At 41.4% G+C, this 25,288-nt stretch carries 22 protein-coding genes; 14 read left to right on the top strand and 8 right to left on the bottom strand.

Annotated features, from left to right (window positions below):
• Positions 1-83 precede the first annotated feature (83 nt).
• Entirely contained in the window at positions 84-1,436 is a 1,353-nt protein-coding gene (locus N5852_RS14365; protein WP_262099852.1) for an ATP-binding protein, read from the bottom strand.
• The gene (locus tag N5852_RS14360; RefSeq protein ID WP_262099851.1) at positions 1,433-2,164 is read right to left on the bottom strand and encodes a response regulator; all 732 of its coding nucleotides are present in this window, start codon (positions 2,162-2,164) and stop codon (positions 1,433-1,435) included. The genes N5852_RS14365 and N5852_RS14360 overlap by 4 nt, the downstream gene beginning before the upstream one ends.
• A 141-nt stretch (positions 2,165-2,305) precedes the next feature.
• Here N5852_RS14360 and N5852_RS14355 point away from each other — a divergent pair, with 141 nt between their 5' ends.
• From N5852_RS14355 to N5852_RS14315, 9 genes are all read left to right on the top strand, one after another.
• Positions 2,306-3,106, top strand: a complete 801-nt coding sequence (locus N5852_RS14355; protein ID WP_262099850.1) for an MtnX-like HAD-IB family phosphatase — start codon at positions 2,306-2,308, stop codon at positions 3,104-3,106.
• Positions 3,103-4,053 carry an alpha/beta hydrolase gene (locus N5852_RS14350; protein ID WP_262099849.1) on the top strand — a complete coding sequence of 317 codons (951 nt, stop codon included), beginning with the start codon at positions 3,103-3,105 and terminating at the stop codon, positions 4,051-4,053. Before N5852_RS14355 ends, N5852_RS14350 begins: the two co-directional genes overlap by 4 nt.
• Positions 4,050-4,418: an EamA family transporter gene (locus N5852_RS14345; RefSeq protein WP_262099848.1), complete on the top strand. Its 369-nt coding sequence runs from the start codon at positions 4,050-4,052 to the stop codon at positions 4,416-4,418. The genes N5852_RS14350 and N5852_RS14345 overlap by 4 nt, the downstream gene beginning before the upstream one ends.
• Positions 4,419-4,817 carry a DMT family transporter gene (locus N5852_RS14340; protein ID WP_262099847.1) on the top strand — a complete coding sequence of 133 codons (399 nt, stop codon included), beginning with the start codon at positions 4,419-4,421 and terminating at the stop codon, positions 4,815-4,817.
• 71 nt (positions 4,818-4,888) lie between these two features.
• Positions 4,889-6,178 carry a DegT/DnrJ/EryC1/StrS family aminotransferase gene (locus N5852_RS14335; RefSeq protein WP_262099846.1) on the top strand — a complete coding sequence of 430 codons (1,290 nt, stop codon included), beginning with the start codon at positions 4,889-4,891 and terminating at the stop codon, positions 6,176-6,178.
• Between the two features lie 148 nt (positions 6,179-6,326).
• Positions 6,327-7,754 carry a sensor histidine kinase gene (locus tag N5852_RS14330; protein ID WP_262099845.1) on the top strand — a complete coding sequence of 476 codons (1,428 nt, stop codon included), beginning with the start codon at positions 6,327-6,329 and terminating at the stop codon, positions 7,752-7,754.
• Positions 7,755-8,095: 341 nt separating this feature from the next.
• Positions 8,096-8,332 (top strand): type II toxin-antitoxin system ParD family antitoxin, encoded by a 237-nt coding sequence (locus N5852_RS14325; RefSeq protein WP_262099844.1) that lies wholly within the window; start codon positions 8,096-8,098, stop codon positions 8,330-8,332.
• Positions 8,333-8,337: 5 nt separating this feature from the next.
• A complete protein-coding gene (locus tag N5852_RS14320; RefSeq protein WP_262099843.1) occupies positions 8,338-8,640 on the top strand; it encodes a type II toxin-antitoxin system RelE/ParE family toxin in 303 nt (100 codons plus the stop codon).
• Positions 8,607-8,837 carry a tetratricopeptide repeat protein gene (locus tag N5852_RS14315; protein WP_262099842.1) on the top strand — a complete coding sequence of 77 codons (231 nt, stop codon included), beginning with the start codon at positions 8,607-8,609 and terminating at the stop codon, positions 8,835-8,837. The genes N5852_RS14320 and N5852_RS14315 overlap by 34 nt, the downstream gene beginning before the upstream one ends.
• 242 nt (positions 8,838-9,079) lie before the next feature.
• Here N5852_RS14315 and N5852_RS14310 read toward each other — a convergent pair whose 3' ends face one another.
• The 6 genes from N5852_RS14310 to N5852_RS14285 form a co-directional block, all read right to left on the bottom strand.
• Entirely contained in the window at positions 9,080-9,889 is an 810-nt protein-coding gene (locus N5852_RS14310; protein WP_262099841.1) for a Phenylacetic acid catabolic protein, read from the bottom strand.
• 374 nt (positions 9,890-10,263) lie between these two features.
• Complete coding sequence (locus tag N5852_RS14305) at positions 10,264-11,769, bottom strand: tripartite tricarboxylate transporter permease (protein WP_262099840.1); 1,506 nt, start codon at positions 11,767-11,769, stop codon at positions 10,264-10,266.
• Positions 11,770-11,794: 25 nt separating this feature from the next.
• Positions 11,795-12,259, bottom strand: a complete 465-nt coding sequence (locus tag N5852_RS14300) for a tripartite tricarboxylate transporter TctB family protein (protein WP_262099839.1) — start codon at positions 12,257-12,259, stop codon at positions 11,795-11,797.
• Positions 12,237-14,570 (bottom strand): molybdopterin-dependent oxidoreductase, encoded by a 2,334-nt coding sequence (locus tag N5852_RS14295; protein ID WP_262099838.1) that lies wholly within the window; start codon positions 14,568-14,570, stop codon positions 12,237-12,239. Before N5852_RS14295 ends, N5852_RS14300 begins: the two co-directional genes overlap by 23 nt.
• 12 nt (positions 14,571-14,582) lie before the next feature.
• Complete coding sequence (locus tag N5852_RS14290; RefSeq protein ID WP_262099837.1) at positions 14,583-15,551, bottom strand: Bug family tripartite tricarboxylate transporter substrate binding protein; 969 nt, start codon at positions 15,549-15,551, stop codon at positions 14,583-14,585.
• Between the two features lie 272 nt (positions 15,552-15,823).
• Complete coding sequence (locus N5852_RS14285; protein WP_262099836.1) at positions 15,824-16,777, bottom strand: 4-hydroxy-tetrahydrodipicolinate synthase family protein; 954 nt, start codon at positions 16,775-16,777, stop codon at positions 15,824-15,826.
• Positions 16,778-17,241: 464 nt separating this feature from the next.
• Here N5852_RS14285 and N5852_RS14280 point away from each other — a divergent pair, with 464 nt between their 5' ends.
• From N5852_RS14280 to N5852_RS14260, 5 genes are all read left to right on the top strand, one after another.
• Positions 17,242-18,057: a helix-turn-helix domain-containing protein gene (locus tag N5852_RS14280; protein WP_262099835.1), complete on the top strand. Its 816-nt coding sequence runs from the start codon at positions 17,242-17,244 to the stop codon at positions 18,055-18,057.
• An 84-nt stretch (positions 18,058-18,141) separates the two neighbouring features.
• Positions 18,142-19,110 carry an AraC family transcriptional regulator gene (locus tag N5852_RS14275; protein WP_262099834.1) on the top strand — a complete coding sequence of 323 codons (969 nt, stop codon included), beginning with the start codon at positions 18,142-18,144 and terminating at the stop codon, positions 19,108-19,110.
• Between the two features lie 180 nt (positions 19,111-19,290).
• Positions 19,291-20,715 carry an MFS transporter gene (locus N5852_RS14270; RefSeq protein ID WP_262099833.1) on the top strand — a complete coding sequence of 475 codons (1,425 nt, stop codon included), beginning with the start codon at positions 19,291-19,293 and terminating at the stop codon, positions 20,713-20,715.
• A 16-nt stretch (positions 20,716-20,731) separates the two neighbouring features.
• Positions 20,732-23,014 (top strand): TonB-dependent receptor, encoded by a 2,283-nt coding sequence (locus N5852_RS14265; RefSeq protein ID WP_262099832.1) that lies wholly within the window; start codon positions 20,732-20,734, stop codon positions 23,012-23,014.
• A gap of 153 nt (positions 23,015-23,167) precedes the next feature.
• Complete coding sequence (locus N5852_RS14260; protein WP_262099831.1) at positions 23,168-25,288, top strand: TonB-dependent receptor; 2,121 nt, start codon at positions 23,168-23,170, stop codon at positions 25,286-25,288.

The raw sequence follows: 25,288 nt of genomic DNA, 5'->3' as shown, positions 1-25,288 counted from the left end.
CGAAATGGTAAGAGGGAATTTTTGCGATAATCTATCCCCTCTTACCTTATAATTTTTAAATATTTGCCAATTTATCTTAACGACTAATTGCCAAGACGTAAAACAAAACGTGCGCCGCCAAGAGGGCTGGTAACCACAAAAGCAGAACCATGATGAAGTTCAGCAATGACACGCACAAAGGAAAGTCCCACGCCATAGCCGTTTTTAATGTCGGCCTTATGCACATCCATGCGATAAAAGGGTGAAAATACCTCCTCACGAAAAGCATCGGGCACGCCTTTTCCATCATCATCAAGCTCAAAAATTACCGCGTCACCATCTTTGATGACGTGTAAAACGGCTTTGGATTTGGCATATTTAAAACAGTTTAAAATAATATTGCGCAGCGCAATAGTGCCAAGTTCTAAATCAAACTCGCCAACAATATCGGGCACGTTTAAAACCAGTTCAAAATTTTCTGGCTTTAACGGCTTAAGTTTTGCCACCAATTCTTCGACCCAATCCTTAACCATGACGGGAACGGGATGGGTGGGTGCTGATTTATTATTAAGGCGGAAATAATCAAGCGATACTTTAATTAGCCCTTCAAGCTCGCTAATATCATGCTCGATACCTTCGTAAAGCTTTTCCTTTTCATCGTCTTCGGCATCGTCAATCATGGAAAGGGCAAAACGCAAACGAGCAAGCGGTGTTCTAAACTCATGGGCCATTGTGTGGCGCATCACATCACTATGGTTGACCAGTAATTCAATGCGGGTCGCCATATCATTAATCACATGGCCAATCATTTTAAGTGGTTCAGTATGAATGCGCGGCACTCTTGCAGAAAGCTCACCCTTGCCAAGGTCAAAAGCCGTGCGTCTAATCATCATTGCTTCACGCCATGTACGAGCATAAGCAATATAAAGAATAGCAAAGGTAATTAACGAACTTACCATAGCCCAAAGACCAAGCAAGGTTAAAAATGCACTGGCATTGGCTTCCAAAACATCTGAAACAATGAGCGGCCCCATTTCCAAGTAACCGCCATTATCAAGGCTGGCATAAAGATAGCCATCCTCAAAAGCGCTTCCCCCCGTTTTAAGCTGCTCACGCACATCTTCAGAATAAACGGTGCCGGGCGGTGAATAGGCAAGACGGAAAGCAAATTGCGGCTGTAATTCATTTAAAACGACTGCAGGAGACACATTTTTTTGTTCATTAATTTCTTCTTTAATGAGAAAAATCGTGCCTTGATGCGTGCTGCGCTCGACATATTCATCTTCAAGAATACCGGTAATTGATGAGGGCAAGGCGTCAAATAATTGCAGTGTCAAATAGGCAATAGCACTTTGCGCTAGCAAAAGGCATAATAAAACGGCAATAGCACGCAATAAATTATAAAATCTATGGCGGAATTTTTCCCGCTCGACCTTTTCGCTCGCCCGCGTTTTCATCTTTCTTGCGCCTGCAAAAATAAATAACCTTTTGCACGCACAGTTTTGATAAATTGCGGATCATCAGGATCATCTTTAAGGCGTTTGCGTAAGCGCGATACCCTTGCATCAATGGAGCGATCAAGCCCGTCAAATTCAATCCCGCGCAAAGCATTTAAAATATCATCGCGTGATAGGATTTGTCCTGCTTGGCTGGCAAGCAACCATAAAAGATCAAATTCTGCCGTGGTAAATTCGAGTTTTTCATCACCAAGAGTGACAAGGCGGTTTTCATCATCAATGGCTAATTGGCCAAAATGTAACACACTCATTTTTGGCACATCTTTAACAAAGCCACTGGCTTGTTCAACCCGTTGCGGTTCGCCTTCCTTGCGGCGTAAAAGCGCCCTTATATGGGCAAGCAAGCGGCGTGGTTCCACTGGTTTTGACAAATAATCATCAGCGCCAAGTTCCAGCCCGACAATTTCATCAATATCGTCTTCACTGGCGGTCATGATGAGAATAAGCCCATCGTAAAAGCTGCGCGCATCGCGGCAAATATCAAGACCCGATTTACCTGGCAACATCACATCTAATATAACAAGATCAGGCTTATGAGTTGCTATAGCATTTTCCGCCGTGTCACCACGGGAATGAATGGTGACAATATAGCCTTGTTTGCTTAAATACGCCATCACAAGGTCAGCAAGGCGTTCATCGTCTTCAATTATTAAAATGTTTTTATTCATCTTGCCATATTTGGTTACATAGTTTGGTTACATAAAAGCTACAAAGATCTTATATCAGTTTATATGTAGATAGCATAAGTTATGGCAAGTGTTTAAGTTTAAAACTTTGACTTTTTTAAGCCGCAGGAAAAACCATAACAAATGTATAAGCAAAATAGAAATTTTTCCCCCTTAGCTGTCAATAGCTTTTCGATGACCAATATCGACACTATAAAGCTAAATGGTCGTACAACCGTATTAATCGATTTTGACGGTACAATTTGTTACCAAGATGTCACCGATTTATTGTTGAATAAATTTGCTTTGCCTGGTTTTGAAGAATTAGAAAATTTGTGGCTTTCTGGCGCGATTGGCGCTCGAGAATGTATGGAAAAGCAAGTTGCGCTTATCCGCGCCACGCCACAACAGCTTGATGGCGCGCTCAATGAAGCGCAAATTGATATGGCTTTTAAACCATTTCTCGACATGATTAAGCGACAAGGTGCAACAGCTCAAATCGTTAGCGATGGGCTTGATTACAGCATCAACCATATTTTAGCGCATAGTGGCATTAAAGATTTGCCAGTCTATTCCAATCATCTTGTGCATTTGGGTGGTGAAAAATGGAAATTGGAATTTCCATTTAAGGCCAATAATTGTCCATCAGGCCATTGCAAATGTCGCCGTTATGACCAATTGCCACTTAGCCCTTTTGGTAAAACTATTTATATTGGTGATGGCACATCAGATTTTTGCCCATCGCAAAAGGCTGATTTTGTACTTGCCAAGGGTAAACTTGCCGATTATTGCGAAAAACACGCCATTGCCCATATGCGAGTGAAAGATTTTGCACAGATTATGGCACTTTGGCCAGATTTGATGATGGAAATGTCCAACACGCATTCCAATGATGTTGGCGCTCATAGCTTTACCGAACAAAGGGCAGCGCGGATAGCATCATGATTAGCGATGTTAGTTTTTATATGCCGGGTGGGCGCGCCGGTGTTATGCTTATCCATGGCTTAACCGGCACCCCTACCGAGATGCATATTCTTGCCAAGGGCTTGAATAAGGCTGGCTTTAGCGTTTTTGGCATGCAACTTGCCGGCCATTGTGGTGATGAGGCGGATATTGTCAAAACCAATTGGCAAGACTGGTACCAAAGCGTTAACGATGCGGCAGATGCATTTTTGAAGCATGTTGACACATTATTTGTTGGCGGTCTTTCGATGGGCGCATTACTGGCACTTAAACTTGCAGCAGAACGGCCCAAGGATATTGCTGGTGTTGGAGTTTATGGCGCAACGCTTATTTATGATGGTTGGAGTATTCCCTATCTCATACGTCGTACACAATTTCTTATTCTTTGGCTTTATAAAATGGGGTTATTTCATAACCGCGTTTTTATTGAGCGCCCCCCTTATGGCCTTAAAGATGAGCGTATTCGCAAAACCGTAGCCGACAGCATGTTTTCTGGTGATAGCACCAAGGGCGGTCTTGCAGGTAATCCATTTCCATCTTTGGCAGAAATGATGATGCTGGTCAAAAATATGCGCCCGCAAATAGATGACGTTCGCGCACCTTGCCTTGTTATGCATTCAGCCAATGATGACATTGCCAATATTAAAACCAATGGTGGCTATATTGCCGAGCACGTGGCTGGACCGGTTGAATTTATTCCGCTTGAAAATAGTTACCATCTTATCACTATTGATCGCGACCGAAAAAATGTGATTAATAAAAGCGTCGAGTTTTTTTCAAAGCTATGCGGCGATACCCAATTGGACATAAATGATTTGCCTGAAATAATTCCTGCGCCTTTTTCGCCTGTTTTTGAAAACATCAACTTACAAGCTGCAAACCAATTAACAGCAAATCAACCGACAGTAATTCAGGGCAAGAACATATGAATTGGCTCGTTTTAACCCTATGGCTTGCTAATGTCATTTTTGACACTGTTGGCCAACTAGCATTTAAAGCTGCTGCAACAATCCCTGATGATGAAAAAGAGGAACCTGGCTTAAAAGCCTATTGGCATGCCTTGGTGCGCAAACCAATTTTATGGGTTGGTATTTTTGCCTATGTCGGCGAATTTTTCTTGTGGCTGGCGTTTTTAACCCTTGTGCCGCTATCAGAAGGCATATTGCTCGGCTCGGTTAATATTATTGTTATCATGGTCTTGGGCCGTATCTTCTTTCATGAAAAACTCACCCCCATGCGGATAATCGGCATTAGTTTGGTTGCACTTGGTGTTGCAGTTGTGGGAGCATTTTAAATGCGGCGTTTTTATATTTTAGGGTTTTTCTTTTTGATGATGTTCGATACCGTCGGGCAAATTAGCTTTAAGCAAACTGCAATGATTGCTGAGCCGTTGGAGTTAAGCCTTGACTGGTTTTGGCGGATTATTTCCCATCCTTGGGTCTATTTAGCCATATCGGGCTATATTGGTGCGTTTTTCACTTGGATGACCTTGCTGCGGCGCGCACCCGTTGGGCCCGCTTTTGCTGCCAGCCATTTAGAAGTGGTAACGGTGATGATTGCTTCCGTCATTATTTTTGGTGAAAATGTACCCCTTAGCCATATTATCGGTGCAATATTAATCGTTGGTGGTATTATCTGCCTTGCCTTTGCTGAACGCGATGAATTAGAAAAGCAAAAAACCTCGCAAGCATAGTTGAAAAACATAGTCAAAAAAACATAATTAAAAAATTGCATTTGAAGCAGAGTTAATCGAGGAGCATGATCTTGCCGCGAGTTTTTACCTCGAAAAAAATGCATGGCGAGTTGCCGCCAACAGCAGGCTTGCCTTTGCGGTTAACGGATTTTTTCGGTAAAAGCGGCGATATTGCTGAAATTATTGCAAAGCACTTTCATTTACCGCCCTTGCTGCTGGAATGCTCTGGTACGGCATCTTTAATTGTTGCGCTTGAAACTTTAAAGCGCTTAAACAGCAAGGACGATCTTGCTAGCACCCGCAATGAAGTGATTATTCCCGCGTTTAACTGCCCTTTAGTGGTGCTTGCCATTCATCATTGCGGCTTAAAGCCAATTATTTGCGATACCGCGCAAAATAGCTTCGATTTTTGTTTTGAACAATTGCAACAATTAGCGCATCACAAAACCCTTGCCATTATTCCCACCCATATTGGCGGCCGCCTTGCTAATGTAGAAGCAAGCCTAGCTATCGCGCGTAACATCGGTGCTTATATTATTGAAGATGGCGCGCAGGCCCTTGGCGCAGAAATTGGGCAAAGCGGCGATGTAGCATTTTTTAGCCTTGCGGTTGGTAAAGGCTTAACACTTTTTGAAGGTGGTTTACTAACAGCAAAAGACCCCAATTTATTCCACCAACTACAACTAACCCATAAAAACCTTGTAAAGCCAAATTTTTTCGCTGACAAAATAAAGCTTGCGCAATTAATGGGCTATTATTGCTGCTATAATCCACTTTTGTTAGAATTTTTTTATGGGCACAGCCGGCGCAAGGCGTTAAAAAAACACGATTACATTAACGCGGTTGGCGATTATTTTGATCAAGAAATACCAATTTTTGACGTTGGCAAAAAGCGCCGACAGATTGGCGCAAATGCTGCATTAAGATTGCCGGATTTTTTACAAAAAACCAAGATGCAAGCCGTAAAACGCATCGAGATTTTGGAAAATAACCCCATTTTACAACAATCTGGGTTAAGCATTGTTAAAGGTGAAAGTGCTACAAAAGGCACATGGCCATTTATCATGCTGTTAATGCCAAATGTTGATAGCTGCCAAAGGGCTATGGAGCGGCTTTGGCCGTCAAATTTAGGCGTAACGCGGCTTTTTGTCTCCTCCCTGCCCGATTATAACTATTTACAACCAGTATTAAGTGATGATAATCGCACTCATAAATCAGCCAACGCCGTTGACTTTGCCCAGCGAATGATAACGATTACAAATTGCCTCTGGCTTGATGATGAAAGCTTCAACATAATTATACAAGAGCTTGAAAAGGCCTTAACTTTGAAGTCTAACTCCAATCAAATTTTAAAAATATAATAAAAATAAAATATATAATATTATTTTATCAAAAATTATTTGCATAATGCCCTTTTATTATAGGTTTTGCGCCATATGTAGGTATCGACATTACTTACAATACTATATTGTTATATAATAATTTACTAAAAAATATTAGGGCTACATAATGGTAAACAAATTTGTATATATTGCAAATTTAAAAGGCACGGCTGATACTCATATTGTGGAGCCGCTCAAAAGCAGGTCAATAAGATATAAAATAATTGGCATGTTGCTTTCATTAATTGTTGTTATTTTAATTAGCGTATTTCCTCTATCGCGAGCAATTGATTACCAAGTAGATACTATTTCAGCTACAACCGAGCTTAAACATTTAACCGATAGGCTGGTTTTAACCATAGTCGAACAAACCGAGGTTGAAAGGACTTTTTTTTTAACGCGCAGCCAAGCAAGTGAACAACAATTTACAGCCCTGAGCACTAACCTTATTCACATTTTAGAAGCTTTGGAAAAAAATACTGCAAACAATCAAAGGTGGTCAGACTGGTATAAGCAGGTTAATCTTGCAATTCTTGAACGCGATGAATTTTTAAAAAACTTAATGGCAATTGCGCGGACATTGCCAAAAGATTCAACTCCTTCACTTGATCCCACAATCGAAGATAATATTCGTACGGGAAATGTGATTAAACTCATGTTATCATTTATTGAGAATGAGGAGCGGCTTTTACGCTCGAATTATCAACGGCTTAATGTGCTACGCACTGTTCTTAATTATACAGCAGTTTTAGCTATTATATTGTCTTTATTTCTTACTTACTTCGTTAATAATAAATTTCGCCGCAATATTCGTCAGTTGAAAGCTTATCATGATCAATTAGTAGAAGAAAATCAGCTACTGGAAATCCATGTGCAAGAGCGCACGACTGAGCTTGAAAAAGCGACACAACATGCGCAAAAAGAACGACAACGTGTTGAATTTTTGTTGCAAGATGCAAGTCATCGTATTGGCAACTCATTGGCTACAGCTTCTTCTTTATTATCCATTCAAATAAATCAATCGAAAAGTGATGAAATTAAAACAGCTTTATCAGTTGCGCGCGATCATATCCAAACCCTAGCAACAGCGCACCGCCGTTTGCGCCTTTCTGAAGATATGGATACTGCCGACACAAAAGACTTTTTTGAAACGGTTATTAAAGATATTGTTTTATCTTTACCACAACAAAGGCACACAAGTATAACAATCAAAACCCACATTGAAAGCTTCAAAATAAGTGCTCGTGATGCAACAACTTTGGCTATCATTATTGGCGAGCTTATCACCAATTCGGTTAAGCATGCGTTTTCACCCAATGTAAAGGGTACAATTGAAGTTATTTTACATGAAGAAGAAAATGGCGATTTAAACCTCATTATCGAGGATGACGGTCGAGGCTTCCCAGAAATTTTACATAAGCCTAATGGGCTTGGAGTGCTTATTATTTCAAAGCTTTGCGGCCAGTTTGATGTGACACCAATATTTGAAAATAGACTTGAAGGCGGAGCACGGACGATAATAAAATTAAAAAATTTAGCAATAAGAAATGTATAAATTGGCTATTTAAACTTTAACAGTTATGAATCTATCGTGATAATTTATAAGCTTTAAAAATTGGCAATCAGAGGATAAAATATTAGCTATAAACAATGAATAAAAAGGATTATAGCAATATTTTAATTATTGATCCTATCTTTGTGAACCAAATATTTAATTGATTTATTACGTCCTACAATCGGTTAAATATAATAAAAACTAGATACATACTTTAAAATAAGCCACCTAAGCTGGTATTCGTTAGGTATATGTTTTTTCCATAGTGACAGGTTAACAGATTGCATATTGGCAAAGTTTGCCATATAATCGAAAAATGTTAACCGTTGAAAGGATTTATCATGGCAACCATGAATGTATCCCTCCCCGATCAGATGAAAAGCTGGGCGGAAAAGCAGTCAGATAATGGTCGCTATCAAAATGTCAGCGATTATATCCGTGATTTAATCCGCAAGGATCAGCAAAATCATGCGGCAATGACAGCTTTCCAAAATGCTATTGATGAAGGTTTACAAAGCGGTATGCCTAGGGCTTTTGATAGGGAAGAATTTAAAGCACGCATGCGGCAAAAATCTTAAAATCGATGGCCTATCAACTAACGCCCCTTGCTGAGCGTGATTTGGAAGACATATGGCGCTTTGGTGCAAGCACATGGTCAGAAAATCAAGCCGATAAATATCTTGATGAATTGCTTTCTGTTTTCGAGCTTATTGCCAGATGGCCGAATTTTGCTCCTTTACGCGCTATTTTTGAACCACCCGTCCATATGCATGTCCACCAGCAGCACGTGATTATTTATAACCAATGCGGCGATGATGTTATCATTATTCGTATTTTAGGCGGTAAACAAAATTGGCCAGCATTGTTAAAAGAGCTGGATTTTTAACTATTGCCTTAAGCTACGCTCTTAATCAAAGCGCTAAAAAGCTTGGTAGCGCACTAAATCATCTTGGGATACTATATTATAAAAGAAACGGCTTAAAAAGGAATTTTAGCGAAGCGTTTAAATGGTTTTCACGCGCGGCAGAACAAGGGGATATGAACGCGCAAAATAATTTAGGCTTGCTTTATAATAACGGCTAAAGCGTGGAACAAGACTTCGCAAAAGCCATCGATTTTTTTGAAAAGTCAACAATCAAGGACACGTTACTGTACAAACAACCTTGACGTTTTTCACTATAACGGAAAAGACGACACACAGGATGAAACTCAAGATAAAGCACAAGAAAAGGAAATGGGCATAAAATTAATAAAACAAGCTGCACGACTAGGCCTTCCTGCAGCGATAGAAGCGTTAAAAGTTTTAGAGCAATAAACCCCCGTCTTTAAAGACGCATCACAAGATTTAAAGAAAGGCGTAGGTCATCAACCCTTAGATTAAACAGATTCAGCATTTCTTGGTTTGACCGATGTGGAAGCCCCAAAGCCCGCAATCGCTCAAAATAGGGTAAATTATCAGGATCAAAATTTGCCCTAGTTCGTTGTAACCAATAGTTAAAAGAAGCTTCTATTTTTTCAAGAGTTCCATTTTTATAGGCACCTTTGGCAAGGCGCAATAATTCTTCGCGGCTAAGATTGGCATGTTGGCGCTCTGAAGTCATGACAAGTTGGCAAGCCATTGCCAATGGCTTATAAAATATTTGTCCCAATTCACCAATTAAAATATAGGCGGCCTTTTCCATAAGCACATACATTATGACCGCATCCAGCCAGTTTTCAATTGGATAATAAAGCACTGGCACTCGCTTATCTAAACTGATGCTAGCCCCCAATGAAAGATCACTATCGCGCTTAAGACGGGCAGCCCAATCAAAACCTTCGGCGCCATATAAGCGATTGAGATATTCCGGCCTTTTCTCGCCAAATTCACCCATCATATCAAGTAAGGCCTTGGCATGTTCTGCTTTTTCAGCAATCAAACGGGCAACATTCACCCGCATTTGTATATTAGGCACCATATCAAGTAGACACGTAAAGCCTGCCGATACTGCAAGTTCGCTATCAAAAAAAGCGGCAAGGGTTTGCAATAATTCTTCCCGATAAGGATCGATGACTTCTTCAATCGATAACAACCGACCACCATTTTTAAGGTAATCTTTAAGGCCGCCTTTTCCACTCCAATCTTGTTTCATCATCCCTCTCCCTCATTTGTATATTCATATTTTATATTTTACTTATACAAGAATCTTTTGAGATAATTCAAGTCGTGGTGGAAATGAATATATGTAAAAATTGTTACATCTTATTTCTATTACTTATTAGGACAGATTTGGTCTTAAAAAAGTCCATAATTAACCCAAACTGACATATCTGATCAGTAGATAAACAACTCTACATTGTAGAAGCGCTTCTTGTCATAAGTTGCCCACAATAGCTTTATTCATATGTAATCATTTTAATCTTGTTTTAAATACCAAGGGGTAGCGGCCTTTGCCCAAAAATAACTTTTTAGCGCCCGCACCAATAAAAAGGCGTCAGGCTCTAAAGCTGCTCTTTACTTTAAACCTTCCTATTCTTGTTCAACAAAGGCTTCTTCACGGACTTTGCGCCATTTTGGTATAAGCATGGAAATTAAAGCAAGGACGGCGATAATTAATAAAGCCGCCGATAAAGGACGCTCGACAAAAATCATTGCATTGCCACGACCAATAGACATGGCACGGCGGAAGTTTTCTTCAAGCATCGGCCCAAGTACAAGCCCTAAAATAAGCGGGGCGACCTCGCAATCAAGTTTAACAAAAATATAGCCTGCAATCGAGAAAAATGCCAATAGCCAAATATCAAATGTTGAATTGCTCAAAGAAACTGCACCAATGGCACAAAACACCAAAATGGCAGGAAATAAATATTGAAATGGTATGCTAAGCAATTTGGTCCAAATACCAATCAACGGCAAATTCAAAATAAGAAGAATGAGGTTTCCCACCCACATTGAAGCAATAACGCCCCAAAATATTTGCGGATGATCAGAAATAAGGGTGGGCCCTGGTGCAATACCATGCATGACAAGCGCGCCAACCATTAAGGCCATAACTGCGGATGTTGGCAAGCCAAGGGTTAAAAGTGGTACAAATGATGTTTGAGCAGCCGCATTATTAGCACTTTCAGGTGCGGCAACCCCTTCAATAGCGCCATTCCCAAAACCTTCAGGTGGATTGGAAATTCGCTTTTCTGCAGCATAGGCCGCAAAACCTGACAGCAATGCGCCAGAACCCGGCAACAAGCCCAAAAGCGAACCAATAAATGTTCCGCGTAACACCGGCATTTGCATGCGTTTAAAATCTTGCCTACTTGGAATAAGGGAAGCAAAACTTGTCTTAATCGCTGTGCGATGCTCAAGATGGTCAAGATCTTTGATAATCTCACCAATACCAAAAAGCCCCATTGCCACCACAACAAAATCAATGCCACCGCCTAAATCTTCAAAGCCAAACATAAAGCGCGGCATAGCGGTTTGTACATCTTGACCGACACAGCCAATTAAAACGCCAAGCAATACCATGGAAATGGCTTTGGGCACCGAGCCACGGGCCAAAATAATTGAAGCCAATAGGCCAAGTACCATTAAAGAAAAATATTCGGTTGGGCCAAATAATAACCCTAATTCGGCAAGGATTGGCGCGGTAAAAGCTAAGAGAAATGTTGCAACCGTACCGGCAAAGAATGATCCAAGCGCGGCGGTTGTAAGGGCAACACCAGCACGGCCAAGACGCGCCATTTTATAACCGTCAATTGCAGTTACCACAGATGAGGCTTCACCGGGTAGGTTAATCAAAATTGCCGTGGTTGAACCACCATATTGCGCGCCATAATAAATACCAGCCAGCATAATAAGTGCCGTTACCGGTTCAAGACCTGCGGTAAAGGGTAATAAAATTGCAACCGTTGCAGCTGGCCCCAAGCCCGGCAAAATGCCAACCAATGTTCCCAATAATGCCCCAACAAAGCACCATAATAAATTATGAATTTGCAAAGCCTGATGAAAGCCAAAATATAATGCGTTTAATGTATCCATGATGCCCTCTTAACCCTCCAAACACTTAAAAACCGAACCACGGCCCGAAATACGGCGCTTGCATGCCCAACAATGTAATAAAAGCAACACAGCAGAACAAAGCTGCCAATAAACCATAAATAATTGTAAATATTGGCCGAAACGGCTTAACCGCTAAGGATGAAACGGTGATGCATAAAAAGACGGCAAGAAATAATCCACCGCCGCGCAAACTTAGTCCAAAAAGCACCAGAGCAAGACAAATAATGATGACATTTTTGGGATGAAATTTTGGTATCGCTAATTCATGGATTTTTAAAAAACCGTGAATAGTGGTAATGAGCCCAAATAAAATCAGCAATGTCGATATAATCGCCGGAAAACCACCAGGGCCAATACGCCGCAACGTACCAAAGGGTAAACTTCCCGTTGCATATAAAGCTATAGAGCCAATAAGAATAAAAAGCATACCCGCAGCAACATCTGTATTAAACCTTATCGGCATTGTCATTATCCTTCCAGCTCGCATTTGATTTTGAAAAAATCGGTGGTTGATAAATAGATGGTTTAGGTGCAAAACCGTGGAATTTTTCAATCTCCACCAAGCATGAATTAGCACTTGGTGCTTGGGTTAATGTTGAAGTGCCATGATCGGCGGTCAGCACATTTGGATTACCATTGAGTTCAATCCAGTTACCCTGTTCATCTTGCCATGGGTCAAACCATGCACCCGTTGGCAATTGCACAACACCTTGCTTTATATTTTCGCTTAACACTGCACTCGCAAGACAGGCGCCACGCTCGTTAAAAACTTTGACAATATCATTTTGACTAATATGACGGCTTTTGGCATCATCAATATTCAGCACGATGGGTTGGCGACCATGTTTTTTGGTATCGCGGCATATTTTTGCATGATCCCATTGGCTGTGCAATTTATCATGGGGCTGGCAACTTAATAAATGTAAGGGAAACCGCACTGCCATTTTAGCACCCAGCCATTCTTGAGGCTCCAACCATGCTGGATGCGGCGGTGAATCCGCGTAATTAAAACTTGCAATTTTATTTGAAAAAAGTTCAATCACCCCCGATGGCGTACGCAAAGGATGATCTTGCGGATTGCTGCGAAATTCACTCAATAGCGTTGGCTGATTTTTTTGTGGTAAATCAAGATAACCGATATTTTTAAAATTTTCATAATCGGGTAGCTCGACATTTTGTGCTTTAAAAGCAATGCGCGTTTCATCATAAAGCCATTCTAGCCATTGCTCCTCACTTCGCCCTTGTGTAAATTCTTGTTCTGCTCCCAATCTTTGTGATAATTGTCGTAAAATCTCATGATCGGTTGTAATGCCTGACGGCGCTTCAAATTGCGCTTTTGAATAGGTTAAAAAACTATCGCGGCCAGAGGCGGCAATATCATTACGCTCTAAAAAAGTTACCGCAGGAAATACAATATCTGCATGGCGGGCATGGGCATTCCACCAATGCTCATGGGCGATGATGGTATCAGGCTTTTGCCAAGCATCACGCAGCCTGTTTAAATCTTGGTGGTGATGAAAAGGGTTGCCCCCAGCCCAATAAACCAGCTTAATATCGGGATATATTTTGGTTTGACCGTTAAAATGGTAGGTTTTGCATGGGTTTAGCAACATATCGGCAATGCGAGCAACTGGTATTGCATCTTTGATCGGGTTATCGCCTTGGGGAAAAGACGGCAAGCTAACCAATGGCCCCTTCATGCCAATATTGCCAGCTGACGCATAACCAAACCCAAAGCCTAAGCCTTTGGTGCCAATTGTGCCAAGCATTGCGGCTAAAGCAATCGCCGCCCAATAGACATATTCGCCATGATCGGCACGCTGTAAAGCCCAAGCTACCATGATAAATGTCTTTTTTGCCGCCACCTTCTCACATAGGGATTTGATTGTGGCGGCTTCTATATCGGTAATATTGGCAGCCCAATCAATATTTTTTACAATGCCGTCACTTTTTCCTAACAGATAATCTGCAAATGCTGCAAAGCCGGTGGTATATGTGTTCAAAAAGCTATAATCGACATGTTTTCTCACCAAGAGATAATGGCAAATAGACAGCAATAATGCAGTGTCACTATTAGGGCGGAGCGCCAGCCAGCTTGCTTTGACATCCACATCGCTTTTAAGCGGCGAAATGGATATAATCTCAATGCCGTTTTCAACGCATTTTTGTAATTGTGCCAATGTATCATGGCGCGCAATACCACCAGAATTGACCTGAGCATTGCGAATGGGTGTACCGCCAAACATCAAAATAAGTTCGCTTTGGCTGGCAATATCGTCATAAAGAGTATGATTGGTGACAAGGCCATTAAGTCCGCCGATAATATGGGGTAAAAGGGTTTCTGCTGCGGCATAACTATAGGTTTGATGAGAGCGCACCGAGCCACCAATACAATTAAAAAACCGCTTTAATTGGCTTTGGGCATGGTGAAACCGCCCTGCACTTGACCAGCCATAAGAGCCTGAATAAATTGCCCCATTACCATAGCGCTGTTTTATCCGCTTTATTTCATCGCTAACAAGATCAAGTGCCTTATCCATATCCACTTCAACAAATTCATCATTGCCACGTCGGCCTTTTTTATCCTGCGGCCCATAGTCAAGATAGGATTTGCGAATAGCAGGTTTTAAAATGCGAGTTGGAGCAAAATTATCTTGCGGATAATCTTGGCCAAACTGTGCGGGGAAGCTATCACCTTTAAAGGGTGACAAAATCTTTTCACCCTCTTTATATTGATAGACACCCCAATGGGTCGCAATGAAGCTATCTTTGCTTGTCACCTTATGTGAGCCCTATTCAATGCTAATATGCGCCGCTTCAATAATAGCCTTATAGCGGTTCATTTCTGAGATAGAATAATCGGCAAGGGCTTTTGAGCCGGTATTTTTAGCAGGTTCAAAACCAAATACTTCCAATTTTGTCTTAAATTCCTCGCTTTTAACCGTATCACTAAGCGCTTTTTCCAAAAATGCCATGGCTTCTGGATCCATATCTTTAGGCCCCCAAAGACCATACCAAGCAAGCATTTCCATTGCTGGCATACCACTTTCTGCAACGGTTGGAATTTGCGGCGCAAAAGGCGAACGCTCGCGACTGGTTACGGCCAAGGCCTTTAAACGACCAGATTTAACATGGGGCAATGACGACATCATCGGATCAGCAATTAATTGCACCTGTCCACCAATCATATCATTAAGTGCAGGGCCGCCGCCGCGATAGGCAATGATTTCATTATCCACGCCAGCTTCACTCTTTAACGCTTCCACGGCAAGATGTCCGGCTGAACCATAACCACTGGTTGCAAAATTATAATTGTCTGGCTCTTGCTTTACTTCGGCGAAAAATTCACCAAGATTATTCGCCTTATCGCTTGGATTGGTGGAAATGACCAAAGCGCCCTCTGCAACAAGACCAATATTGCTAAAATCGGTCAATACATTATAGGGGACATTTTTATTAATCAACGGTTGCACGACATGGATGCTACCATCCAATAATAGCGTATAACCATCAGCCGATGAACGCACAACTTCCGATGTACCAATAACACCGCCTGAACCACCACCACGATTATCGACAATAAAAGTTTTGCCTGTGACCCGCGATAATTCAGCCGCCAAAACACGCGCCACCCCGTCAACCGAACCACCGGGAGGAAATGGTACAATAATGGTAATTGGCTTTTGCGGAAATTGTGCCAAAGCTGGTGAGGCAAAAAGCGCAATGACCATTATGAAGAACAATTTCTTAAAAAATGTCATGATCAACTCATCCTAGTGTTCAATTTTTTGCGTGATTATTCTTAGGTAATTTTTTGGCTTATTGTCGCATTCAAACTCGCCACATTTCTTGTGCGTCACCCGTTATAAAGCGAGCAAAATCACCGAACGGAGTGTGAATGTGGCAAGCTGGATAAGTGAGGGAGCCTATAAGGAAGGCTACCTCTAAAGTAAGGATCTCTTGCAACAAAGCTCGCTTATAATTTTAACAAGCCTGCGGGTAAGAATATGTTGCTGTAAAAATGGCGGTAAACTTATCCAGCAAGGCCGGCGATAGCAGAACTATCGATTTTCCAACCATAACGCTTATCCAATTCAAGTTCCTGCACCGCACGAATACCACGCATCAGCGCTTCCCCTTCAAGACCTGTCAATGGTCGGCGTAATTCACCAACGGGCAAACCAACAATTTTCATCAAGGATTTAACCGCAACTGGATTGATAGCTGAATAATTATAATGCAATATCGGCAAAAGACGAAGATAGACATCTTTAAAGTTTTTAGCATCTTGCCCATCTTGCCAAGGCTTAGACATGGCTGCTACTTCAGCTGGCGCAATATTACCACCCATATTAGCAGTACCATGACCGCCAAGGCTCATAGTTGGAACCACAAGCCCAAGGTTAGGGCTATCACAACACATGACCGAGACATCGGGATTGGCAGCAAGGATTTGCGCCACCTGCCCAACACGTCCAGTGGATTCCTTATGAATTACGTAATTTGGATGCTTAAACAATCGCAACAGACTATCCCAATGCAAGTCACTTTTTACCCGCGGCGGATTATTATAAATACCTAATGGTAAGTCGCTTGCATCAGCCACTTCTAAAAAATAGCGTTCAATATCGGCTTCTGACGCACAAATATAGGCTGGCGCTGCGATAATTGCACCATCAGCACCATTGTCACGGGCATATTGAACATATTCAATAGTTGTTGCGGTGTTATTGCCAGTACAGCCAAAGAAAATTGGCATATCTGCCGTTTTCATTTTAGCAACTTCAACAATAATGCGTTTACGTTCTGCTGGTGAAAGCATTGAAACTTCACCGGTTGATCCCATAACCAAGATAGCCTTGGTGCCATTGCTACGTTGAAATTCCAACAAATCACGAAATGCGCCGAAATCCACCTCGCCATCAGCGTCAAATGGTGTAACAAGCGCAACAAATGACCCTGTAATCTTATCTTTCTTTGCTGACATTTCAACCTCCCCATGAAGCATTGCCATAAATATTATCTAGTTTTAGCAATATAGACTATAATTAGCAGACAATTTAATTGAGCCTAACAGGAATAACGAAGAAAATTTACCCAAATTTAAATGGTATATTAAAATAAAATTTTAAAATACTACAAAGCCTACAAATATCTTTTTAACAAATAGGCTATAAGTGACCATTGGTGTAAATATATATTCAATTAACTGCTAATATTTAAATTTAATAAACTTACCCAATCAGGTAAAGTCTGAATTATACCAATAAGTGAAAACCTTAATATTATTAAAAAGAATAAATCCAGCCTTGAACTATTCTAATAGTTTTAGCTATGATTTTAATGTTGCTTTGACTGAATTTTGTCGCGCGGTTGATTTTATCAATGATTGAGTATAAAACTTGAAAAAAATAATCAGGTATATTATTAAAATCATCAATGGGTAGCGGCATGGAAATTATCGAAACTGCCGGATTAACGATCATGTTTGACACAATGAATGTCAAGCGCGACTATAAATGGCGCTCGCTTATGGATGAAGGTATTTGGCTGGGGGTCGTGGTTGAAGGATTGGTTGAAGTTGACCACACTGAATTTGGCAATCATATTTGGCAAAAAGGCCAAATGACCATATTTAAAAGCGAAGAACCTTCAGAAAGTTGTCATCGCTCGCTAGCTGATGGTGCTTTAAGTGCGGTATTTTTGCACCTTGACCCTTTAAAAGCACAAGTACAATTTGGTGAAAAAACCGTTTCCAGTATAATGAATGCGGTTGGCAAAATGCAACATACTGCTTCCCATATAGTCAATACAATTTCGAGCCAAATATTGCTTTGCCCCCTTAAAGGGCAATCGCGCCAGCTTTATATGACAGGCAAGGCGCTTGAATTAATGGCTTATTTATTACCTGAAGCTGGTGATAATATGGATAAGCAAACCAAATGGTCGTTGCGCGATATTGAATGTTTTCATGCTGCCAAAGCAATTTTATTGGCAGATCTTGCCAATCCACCAACGGTTATGGAGTTAGCGCGTATGGTTGGCACCAATACCCGCAAACTTGGTGCGGGATTTAATGATATTTTTGGCATGCCAGTTTATAGCTATGTTAAAGCGCGCCGTTTAGAAGAAGCGCGTCAACTTTTAGAGGCAGGCGAAACCTCTATTTCACGCGTTGCCCATGATATGGGATATAATCCTGCCCATTTTACCACCGAATTTCGCAAAAAATTTGGCTTTTCACCATCGCAAATTAATCGGTCTTGATGGCTGAGATAACCGCGTTAATCTAGAGTCAGGACGTGGTTTCAAATTTGACTAAAAATATCTTTGATAGAAAGACAAAGAAAAATGGACACCCCATACAAAGATATTGATCTACCAAATTGCGATAGTATTATAATGGTGGATGACATTGTCGCTCGCCACGAAAACTGCGATCCATCAGTTGATTTTTCAAATAGTGGTGATTTTGAGGGACGTTATCGCGGCAAGTTACTAACTCCTAATATCCAATATTTTGATTGCGACCTTACCACAACAAAACCTTTCCAAGCAGCAATGGATCTTAAGCCAGGTTTATTTATCGGCCAAACCATTAAGGGCAATTGGGTCAGCTATGCCGAAGACCAGCCGATAATCATGGACAATACCAATGAGCTTACCCTATGTGGTTGCGGTAAAATATGTCAGCATCATGAAAGACAGGAAATTGGTCAGCATGTTAAAATGACTTCATTTTATATTAATGCGGATTTCTTTGAGCAAATAGCCAAGGATGAACCTATACCCGATGAATTGCTTAAACTCATTGCTGGCAATGCGCCATGCTTGAGCAATTTGCCGCTAACCAAAACCATGCAAACAATTCTTGAGCAAATTTATGCCTCACCTTTAAATGGCTATGTTACGCAAATAGAGGTCACAGGACTTGCACTTGCCCTCATTGCAGAATGTATTACAGCTCTAAGTGCCCAGCCAATAAAAAGCAATTTTAACCGCCGCCATCATGAACTTGCTTATGAGGTTAAATCCTATCTTGATGAGCATCTTAATCAACGGCACTTAATTGGCGATATTGCGAGCCGATTTGCCACCAATGAAAGCACATTAAGGCGGGCTTTTAAATCAACCTTTGGTGTATCTATTACCACTTATTTGCGCGGCAAATTATTGGAAATGGCCCGTATGCAAGTGCGTTTAAACCAATTGCATATTGCAGAAATTGCCTATCAATGTGGCTTTTCTGATCCAGCAAATTTTACCAATGCCTATCGCAATCATTTTGGCCATGCACCAACAGTTGATCGATTTAAATAGAGCTATCATCTTAAAAATCCATAAGCATGAGACTGCCTAAATATAAGGTTGATCGAATAACACAAGAATTATCCCGAAATCCACAAGCCGACTTTCTATATCCATTGAAGTAAAGATGTTACTCAACAAAGATATTAAAAAATCGCAAGCGGTTTCATCCTTTGGAGGACGGGGATTATCGTGTTTCAATCAATTGCAAAATCAATTGCGCCCACAGATGCGCCTACAAATGCGCCTTATGGGCAACGACGTTTGCGCTATTTATGCTATGGCGCATTTTATATTGTTACTGCCATTCCCATGTCTTATATATTTTATCTTTTGCCAGCATTACTGCGCGAAGCTGGATATTCTGCCGCATCTATAAGTCTGCTTTCACTGGTTTATTTACCCTATGCTTTGCGCGTTTTTTGGGCACCCCTTATTGATAGATATGCAAAAGGCGCACCTAATGCTTATCGCCATATTATTTTGCTAACTGCGCTCATTGCAACATTTACTTTATTGGCATTTTTATGGGTTGATCCGAGTGCTAATTTTGCGCTGTTAATGGTGCTTTCAAGTTTGCTTTTTATCATTTTGGCCACAGGCACCATTGCACTTGATGGCTTTGCAGTCATTACTGAAGATGAACAAGGCTATCGCTATGCCAGTATTTGGCAAGTGATCGGCTTTACCATTGGTGGTATTATTTTAGGGTTGATTGCCTTTTTCGCCAATGGTCAAAGCTGGTTTATCATTCTTAGCGCAATTATTATCTGCACGGCGCTTGCAACCGGCTTTTTATTTTTAGTAATCCCAGCAAGGCCGGCATTAGAGCGTTTTCCGAAAAGTGTGAAGCGGTTTTCGGACAAAAAACGCGGTGTAAACAAAGGTTTAGAGCGCCGATCTGATCCAATCAGATCGAAAAGCGCTCTAACAATAGAGCTGAATAACCCTAAAGACGCAAAAAGCCACGGAGAAACCCGGTCTTTTTTGGCATTTTTAGCCTTTTTGCGCCATAAAGCCATTTGGCATTTTATCCTCATTGCGCTTTTTGCTAAAATGGGCTTAGGCTTAGTCACAGCCTATCTTCCAATTATGCAAGTAGATTTTGGCGTTTCTGCTGGCCTTGCTGGATTTTTTGGCGCATTTGGCAGCAATGCTTTGGGGCTTGGTGCTGCCCTTATCAGCGGCCATATCTTATTGCGCTATAATGGCTTAAAGCTTATCGGTTGGATGAGCCTTGCCACCGCAATCATATTTTTAGGAACAGCAATCTGTGTCAATCAATGGCAAAATGCGCCTTTTGCTATTTTTATATCTCTTATTTATATGGCACTTGGCTATGCCTTTATAGCCCCTTTAAAGGCGCTATCACTGTGGTTAAGCCAGCAAATTGGCGATAGCCATACCGCCGCTAGCCGTGTGTCTATGCTTGCTTCAATTGATCTTACTCTTTCGCTATTAACCGCATCAATGGCTGGTAGCATTGTTACCTTTATCGGCCTATCGGCATTTTTTGGGTTGGCTTTTTTATTAAGCCTTTTTGCCATGGTGCTGGTTTTTCTTAATCCGGCCAAAAATCTCGCAGCCCTCTATTCTTGTTTAACCCGTTCCCTTTAGTCATGAAAGGTTTTCCATGTCTTTAACGAAGTCTTTAACGATGTCTTTATCCTTGAAAAATCTTATAACCTATAAAATGGCTGGACGATTATTATTAGCAAGTTGTTTGGTGTCCCCTGCCCTGCCACTTATATCGGCGAAAGCTCAAGATGGGGGACAAATTCAAGATGGGGCGCAAAGCCAAAATCAACGACAAGATGAAGCAAGTACCACCCTTGAACCAATTATTATTACCGCCCGTAAGCGTGAAGAAAATATAAAAGACGTACCAGCATCAGTCCATGTTGAAACAGCCGAAAGTTTAGAGGAAAAACGTATTATTGATGGCGCATCGGCATTGCGTGATGTTGCAGGAGCAAGTGCTGGTATTTTTGGCGATCGGTCTAATTCATTTGTGGTGATGCGCGGCGTTGGCCCAATCTTAACTCCGCTTAGTCCCGATGACAGCTCGGTGTTAACCTTTGTTGACGGCGCACCGCTACCAATTGGCGCATCTTTTTCTTCCTATCTTGATTTAGCACGGGTTGAGGTTATGAAAGGACCGCAAAACACCCTATTTGGCCGTAACACCTCCGGCGGTGCCATTAATTTAATTCCAGCAGAACCAAGCCACGAATTTGCCGCGACTATTCGCGGTGAATTTGGTAGCGATGGCATTTATCGCGCTGAAACCATGGTGAATGGCACGATTATTCCTGATATTTTAGCCGGTCGCATCGCAATTCGTCGAAATGGAGAAAATGGCTTTATTGATAATCTTGTTGGCGACAAACTTGGCAAGGATAGTAGTTTTGTTGGCCGCGGCTCGCTGCTTTTCACCCCCAATGCGGAAAACCGCTGGTTAATTAGTATTCAAGGTGAAAATAGCAAAGTTACCCCCATCACTTATATTGCCTATCATCCTTTTGCACATAAACTTGGCGCACAAAATCTTGGTAAGGATGACAGCAAAATTTATTTAATAAATTCACGGTTTGAGCATGATTTTGAAACGGTAACTTTTACTGCACAAACCAGCTATTCAAAAGTCAATAATTACAATATTTATAACTATCCCGATGCTTTGCTTGCTGCCGATATTAGCGGTTTATCACCACAAGATTTTCTTGATCCCAAGACCAATTTTAGTAGCTATGATAAGCGTGACACACGCTTTTCTCAAGAATTTCGCTTAAGCTCCATGCCGCAAGCAAATATAAGCTGGCTTACGGGTTTTGTATTTTATCAAGATAAAGCAATGCGCGATAATAGCAAAGAAAATTGGTATTATGGCCCAAGCGCCACTGGTACGAGTATTTATAATACAACCACAACTGGCCAAGCCATTTTCGGTGAAATGACCTATCCAATAGCTGAAAAACTAAAATTATCGGTTGGTGGACGCGCGACCCATGAAAGCAAAAAATTCGATAGTCAATTCTTTAGTGATGGCTTAAATGGTGCCATTCCCTATTTTGAAGAGCATGGCAAGGAAGATTATAAGTTTTTAACTGGACGTGCTGCCTTATCCTATAATTGGACAAAGGATATAATGAGCTATGCCAGCATTTCACGCGGCTATAAAAGCGGCGGCTTTGGCCAAGAAAATGCGTTAAATTGGCAAGGCGTTGCTCGTAAGCCCTATGGCTCATCTAACATTATAACTTATGAGCTAGGTAGCCGCGCCGCTTTGTTAGAAAATCGCCTTGAATTAACCGCAGCTGCATTTTTTAACGATATGCATGACGAACAAATAATGGTATGGGATTATCAAAATGTAAGCGGCTACAATGTCAATATTGACGCGCAAAGTGCGGGCTTTGAGCTTGATGGTAAATATTTACTTGGCAAATATTTTATTTTAAGCGGCGGTGTTGCTTACACAACCAGTAAATTGCGCAATGTTTCTCAACAAATTTCTGATTTACAAGAAGGAATACGCAGCGGTAATAAGTTGCCAAGTGTGCCATTATGGTCGGGGAAAGCCGCTATTGAATATCATGCTTTTGGCGAAGATCTTGGGCTAAACGGCTTTTTTGCCAATAAGGAATTTAATGCGCGCCTTGGCTATAATTATTTAGGCACTCGCTATACCAATGCGACAAATACCGGCAAACTTAATCCAGCCCATATCGTGTCTGCCCGCTTTGGTTTAGATTGGGGATCAGGCGAATTTTATGTCTTTGGTGATAATCTTTTAAATAAGCAATATTTAAATATCAAAGAATATTTTGGCACCAATGCCGATGGTCAATCTATCTTTGGTGTTTCTTATGCCCGTGGCGCAACCTATGGCGCCGGCATTGCAGTGCGGTTTTAAATTGTTGAAGCTATCTTAAAAAAAATTGGGCCAAAGTGCAATTTGGCTCAATTTAACGCGATCCCTAAAATCTTTGACGCGATCCCGAAAGTCCACCTGCTTGTTATCAAAAATAAACTATTTTAAAAAATATTAAACTTGAGGGGTTTTATCATGATTAAGAGCCGGTTTAGATTTTTATGGTCAAATAGTTTAATTGCAGCGCTTTCTGCCGTTTTATTGATAGATAGCGTGGCGGCGCAACCAATAACCGATACGCCCATTGCAGAAGATAATAATAATACGGTCTTAGACCCAATTATTATTACCGCAAGACGACGCGAAGAAAAAATTCAAGATAGTCCAGTGTCGGTAAGCGTTATACAGCAAGATCAATTGGTGACGGGCCGTGTCTCCAATCTTGAAGATGCAGCATTCCATGCACCAAATGTCAATTTTAACGGCCAAGGTGGGCCACTTACCATACGCGGTGTTGGTTCTCTTGGCATATCAGGCGGTGTGGATCGCTCGCCCGCTATTGGCCTATTTATCGATGATGTCTTTATCGCTCGCCCTTTAGGCTATCCCACTTTGTTAGATGGCTTGGAACGGGTGGAAATTGTGCGTGGCTCGCAATCGGTTTTATATGGCAAAAACACTATTGGCGGCGCGGTTAATCTTTTAAGCCGTTTGCCGGGAGATAAGCCAGGCGCAGAACTTGATTTAACCTATGCCAGCAATCATGAAAAACGCGTTAGAACCGCATTTGAAACACCGATAAAAGGCACTGGTCTTGCTATGCGGGTTGATGCCTCATGGAGCTTAAATGATGGCTATATCGTCAATAATTATAATCATCACCATGTTAGTGATGTGGATTACTTTACTGGTCGCATTGTGGTTGCAGGAGAGATTAGCGATGCAACACGCATAAAAATTATTGGTGATTTTTCGCAAGATAAAAGTGATGGTGGCCTTTGGTATGCGCCGCTTGACTTAGCGTTCAGACATAAAGCCGACCATGATTTTACCCCTGAAAATAATGTTAAATCCGGTGGATTTTCTGCCCGAATTGATCATGATTTTGATGCCTTTGAATTGACTTCAATCACCGCCATGCGCGGTCATAATTTTTCGCAATATCTTGATGGTGATTTTACCCCATCGCCATCAATTATCCAAGCGCAGGTGGAAAAGCAACGCCAATTTAGCCAAGAAATCCGTTTCACGTCACACGATAATGAGCGATTGCGTTGGATGGGTGGCTTATTTTATATGCATGAAAAATTTGAAGGCACGCAGTTTTTTGATTTTGCCTATTTACCGCGTAATCTGTTAAGCCGCGATGTTTTTGAACAAACAAATGATACCTATTCGGCCTTTGGTGAAGTGGGCTATTTTATTTTGCCTAAGCTTGAATTATCAGCTGGTGGTCGTTTAACCTATGACCGCAAAGATACAACATCTAAAATTTCAACGCCAAGCGGTACTTTTATGTTTGGTAATCCAGGTTTTGCCGCCGACGAGGTTTCCTTTACCAATTTTTCACCAGAGATAAGCGCGACTTGGCATTTTTCACCGGGCAATATTGCTTATGCAAAAATAAGCCGTGGCTATAAAGCTGGTGGCATCAGCCCCTATATTGAAGCCGATGGTCGCGCTAATAGTTATGATCCTGAAACCACAATGAGCTATGAAATTGGTGCCAAAACCACCATGCTGGATGGACGTTTAACCCTATCGGCCGCAACCTTTTATATTGATTGGAAAAACCAACAAGCGGTTATTTATACAACGCCATTTACCCGTGTTTATCGCAATGCTGCCGCGGCAACCTCGAAAGGCTTTGAAATAGAGGGTACATTTGCAATAAATGAAGAAATATCGCTGAGCGGCGGTTATGGTTATACAGATGCAAAATATGATGATTTCATTGATGAAATTTTAAGGCAAACCTATAGCGGCAATCCCTTGCCTTTTGCTCCCAAACACAGTTTTAACACCAGTTTAAATTGGCAGCACGAATTGCAAAATAATTGGCTTGTCAACGCTGGGGTCGATTATAGCTATCGCAGCTCCTATTCCTTTACTGCCAATAATGAATTTAGGCAAAAGCCAACCAATATTATTGACGCCCATATTGGCATTGAAAAAGATTGGTGGCGTGCAACCCTTTGGGGCAAAAACCTAAGCGATGAAACCTATCTTAAAAACTATTTCAACTATGCTGGCACCGATATGGGGGTTGCCGCTTTAGGGCGTAGCTTTGGCTTCACTTTAGCGGCTAAGTGGTAA

Origin of the sequence: Bartonella sp. HY328, from assembly GCF_025449335.1 — a bacterium.
GTDB lineage: Bacteria > Pseudomonadota > Alphaproteobacteria > Rhizobiales > Rhizobiaceae > HY038.
The sequence above is the reverse complement of the archived record's forward strand: the minus strand, read 5'-3'. Positions and strand labels throughout refer to the sequence as shown.

Excerpts from the sequence above, each read along its gene's own strand:
- N5852_RS14365 (WP_262099852.1), bottom strand. The coding sequence starts at position 1,436 with ATGAAAACGCGGGCGAGCGAAAAGGTCGAGCGGGAAAAATTCCGCCAT.
- N5852_RS14360 (WP_262099851.1), bottom strand. The coding sequence starts at position 2,164 with ATGAATAAAAACATTTTAATAATTGAAGACGATGAACGCCTTGCTGAC.
- N5852_RS14355 (WP_262099850.1), top strand. The coding sequence starts at position 2,306 with ATGTATAAGCAAAATAGAAATTTTTCCCCCTTAGCTGTCAATAGCTTT.
- N5852_RS14350 (WP_262099849.1), top strand. The coding sequence starts at position 3,103 with ATGATTAGCGATGTTAGTTTTTATATGCCGGGTGGGCGCGCCGGTGTT.
- N5852_RS14345 (WP_262099848.1), top strand. The coding sequence starts at position 4,050 with ATGAATTGGCTCGTTTTAACCCTATGGCTTGCTAATGTCATTTTTGAC.
- N5852_RS14340 (WP_262099847.1), top strand. The coding sequence starts at position 4,419 with ATGCGGCGTTTTTATATTTTAGGGTTTTTCTTTTTGATGATGTTCGAT.
- N5852_RS14330 (WP_262099845.1), top strand. The coding sequence starts at position 6,327 with ATGGTAAACAAATTTGTATATATTGCAAATTTAAAAGGCACGGCTGAT.
- N5852_RS14325 (WP_262099844.1), top strand. The coding sequence starts at position 8,096 with ATGGCAACCATGAATGTATCCCTCCCCGATCAGATGAAAAGCTGGGCG.
- N5852_RS14320 (WP_262099843.1), top strand. The coding sequence starts at position 8,338 with ATGGCCTATCAACTAACGCCCCTTGCTGAGCGTGATTTGGAAGACATA.
- N5852_RS14310 (WP_262099841.1), bottom strand. The coding sequence starts at position 9,889 with ATGATGAAACAAGATTGGAGTGGAAAAGGCGGCCTTAAAGATTACCTT.
- N5852_RS14305 (WP_262099840.1), bottom strand. The coding sequence starts at position 11,769 with ATGGATACATTAAACGCATTATATTTTGGCTTTCATCAGGCTTTGCAA.
- N5852_RS14300 (WP_262099839.1), bottom strand. The coding sequence starts at position 12,259 with ATGACAATGCCGATAAGGTTTAATACAGATGTTGCTGCGGGTATGCTT.
- N5852_RS14290 (WP_262099837.1), bottom strand. The coding sequence starts at position 15,551 with ATGACATTTTTTAAGAAATTGTTCTTCATAATGGTCATTGCGCTTTTT.
- N5852_RS14285 (WP_262099836.1), bottom strand. The coding sequence starts at position 16,777 with ATGTCAGCAAAGAAAGATAAGATTACAGGGTCATTTGTTGCGCTTGTT.
- N5852_RS14280 (WP_262099835.1), top strand. The coding sequence starts at position 17,242 with ATGGAAATTATCGAAACTGCCGGATTAACGATCATGTTTGACACAATG.
- N5852_RS14275 (WP_262099834.1), top strand. The coding sequence starts at position 18,142 with ATGGACACCCCATACAAAGATATTGATCTACCAAATTGCGATAGTATT.
- N5852_RS14265 (WP_262099832.1), top strand. The coding sequence starts at position 20,732 with ATGTCTTTAACGAAGTCTTTAACGATGTCTTTATCCTTGAAAAATCTT.
- N5852_RS14260 (WP_262099831.1), top strand. The coding sequence starts at position 23,168 with ATGATTAAGAGCCGGTTTAGATTTTTATGGTCAAATAGTTTAATTGCA.